The organism is Falsiroseomonas oryziterrae (genome assembly GCF_021864505.1).
In the GTDB taxonomy this organism is placed as follows: Bacteria; Pseudomonadota; Alphaproteobacteria; order Acetobacterales; family Acetobacteraceae; genus Falsiroseomonas; species Falsiroseomonas oryziterrae.
The window spans coordinates 1-1930 of record NZ_JAKJIB010000508.1; the positions used below are offsets into that span (position 1 = coordinate 1).

Below are 1930 nucleotides of genomic sequence, written 5' to 3' on the forward strand. Positions count from 1 at the left end.
GCAGAGCAGCTCGCCGCCTTCGCGCGCGTGCTCGACCTGCCGCTCGCCGTCGCCGCAACGCCCGCCGCGCTCGCCAAGGCGCTGCTGCGGCGCGCGGATGGCCAGGCAGCGCTGGTCGACATGCCCGGCTGCGACCCGTTCGACGACGCGGACGCAAGGCGGCACGCCGCGCTCGCCGAGGCGGCAAGGGGTGCCGCGGTCCTCGTCCTCCCCGCCGGGCTCGACGCGGACGAATCGGCGGAGACGGCACGCGCCTTCGCGGTCCTCGGCTGCCGGCACCTCTTGCCGACACGCCTCGACGCCGCGCGGCGCCTCGGCGGCGTGCTCGCTGCGGCCGCCGCAGGCCTGGCGCTGACGGAAGCCGGAACCGGGCCGGATCCGAGCGGCGGGCTCACGCCGCTGACGCCGGAATGGCTGGCGGAACGCATGAACAGAGGGGGCTCGCGATGAGCGGGCGCGTCGTCGCGATCGCCTCCGGCAAGGGCGGCGTGGGCAAGACTTGGTTCGCCATCACGCTCGCCCAGGCCCTCGCCCAGCTTGGGCGTCGCGTGCTGCTGCTCGATGCCGACCTCGGCCTGGCCAACGCCGATGTCCAGCTTGGTCTCGCGCCCCCGCACGGCCTCGCCGCCGTCCTCTCCGGCCGGGTCGCCGCGGAGGCGGCGATCCTCGCGCATCCCGGCGGCTTCCGCCTGCTGCCGGGACAGTCGGGCAGCGGCACGCTGGCGGAGTTGCCGGATGCACTGCTCGACGCAGCCCTGAACATGCCACGTCGCCTCGCCGCGTCGCACGACGACGTCGTGCTCGACCTCGGAGCCGGGCTCGGCACCGTGCAGCGGCGCTTCCTGGCCGAAGCCGACCTCGCCCTCCTCCTCGCCACCGAGGAGCCGACGAGCCTCACCGATTGCTATGCCGTGCTGAAGCTCCTGTCGCGCGACGCGCCGGGCGCGGTGCCGCGCCTCGTCGTCAACATGGCCGGCTCGCCTGCCGTCGGGCTGCGCGTGCATGCGACGCTCGATGCCGCGGCACGCCGCTTCCTCGGCCGCGGCCTCGTGCTCGCCGGCGTGGTCCGGCGCGACGCGAAGGTGCCGGAGGCGATCCGCGCCCAGTGCCCACTGCTGACGCGCCACCCCGGCAGCGCGGCGGCCGCCGACGTCACGTCGATCGCGCGCTCGCTCGCATAGGCTCAGTCACGGCGCAGGACGAAGAGCACCCCCGGCACCGGCGCACCACGCTCCTCGCGCAGCACGGTTTCTTCCCGCCACAACTCGGTGAATCCGGCCGCCTCGGCAAGCCGCGCGACATGGGCGGGATCGTGGCGGTAGCGCATGCCAGACCCGAGCGCGAAGGGCGCGCCCTCGCCGGCTTCGATGCTGAAGGCCGCGATGCCGCCCGGCGCCAGCGCCGCCGCGATCGCCGCCAGCGCCGGGCCGAGATCGCCGAGGTAGTTCAGCACATCCGCCGCGGCGATCAGGTCGAAGCGCCCGGGATGGCGCGGCAGCCAGTCCAGCAGGTCGGCTTCCTCCAGCGCATCGTAAATTCCGCGACGCCGCGCCTCCGCCAGCATGCGCGGGGAGAGATCGAGGCCGACCAGCCGCCTCGCATGGGGCTTCAGCGGCAGGCCCGACAGCCCTGTGCCGCAGCCGAGGTCGAGCACGCGGCGTGTCCCGTCGGCCGCAACGCCGGCGCGATCGAGCAGCGCGGCGAGCAGCCGCGGCGTGCGATAGCCGAGCTGGTCCTGCAGATCGGCATCGAAGCGCGGCGCGTACTGGTCGAACAACTCCCGGACGTATTCGGCGGGCGCGCGATCCGGCGCCTCGCCCTCGCCGAGCGCCGCAAGGAGGAAGCGCGCCTGGCCGGCGAGCGGGGGCGCGACGCCCGGGATCGCCAGCACGCGCCGTGCGGCCTCCGCCGCCTCGGGTTCGCCGGCCTC

General features: G+C 75.2%; 2 protein-coding genes and 1 pseudogene. 2 read left to right on the top strand and 1 reads right to left on the bottom strand.

Annotated elements, in window-relative coordinates; all coding sequences use genetic code 11:
• Both L2I40_RS22540 and L2I40_RS22545 read left to right on the top strand, forming a co-directional pair.
• Nucleotides 1–450 (top strand): annotated as a pseudogene (locus L2I40_RS22540) (GTP-binding protein); the annotation flags it as partial.
• Nucleotides 447–1181: a nucleotide-binding protein gene (locus tag L2I40_RS22545; protein WP_237217574.1), complete on the top strand. Its 735-nt coding sequence runs from the start codon at nt 447–449 to the stop codon at nt 1179–1181. The pseudogene L2I40_RS22540 and the gene L2I40_RS22545, both read left to right, overlap by 4 nt.
• A gap of 2 nt (nt 1182–1183) precedes the next feature.
• On the opposite strand, the gene L2I40_RS22550 is transcribed toward L2I40_RS22545, so the two are convergent.
• On the bottom strand, nt 1184–1930 hold a 747-nt coding region (locus L2I40_RS22550), incomplete at its 5' end, for a class I SAM-dependent DNA methyltransferase (protein ID WP_237217575.1).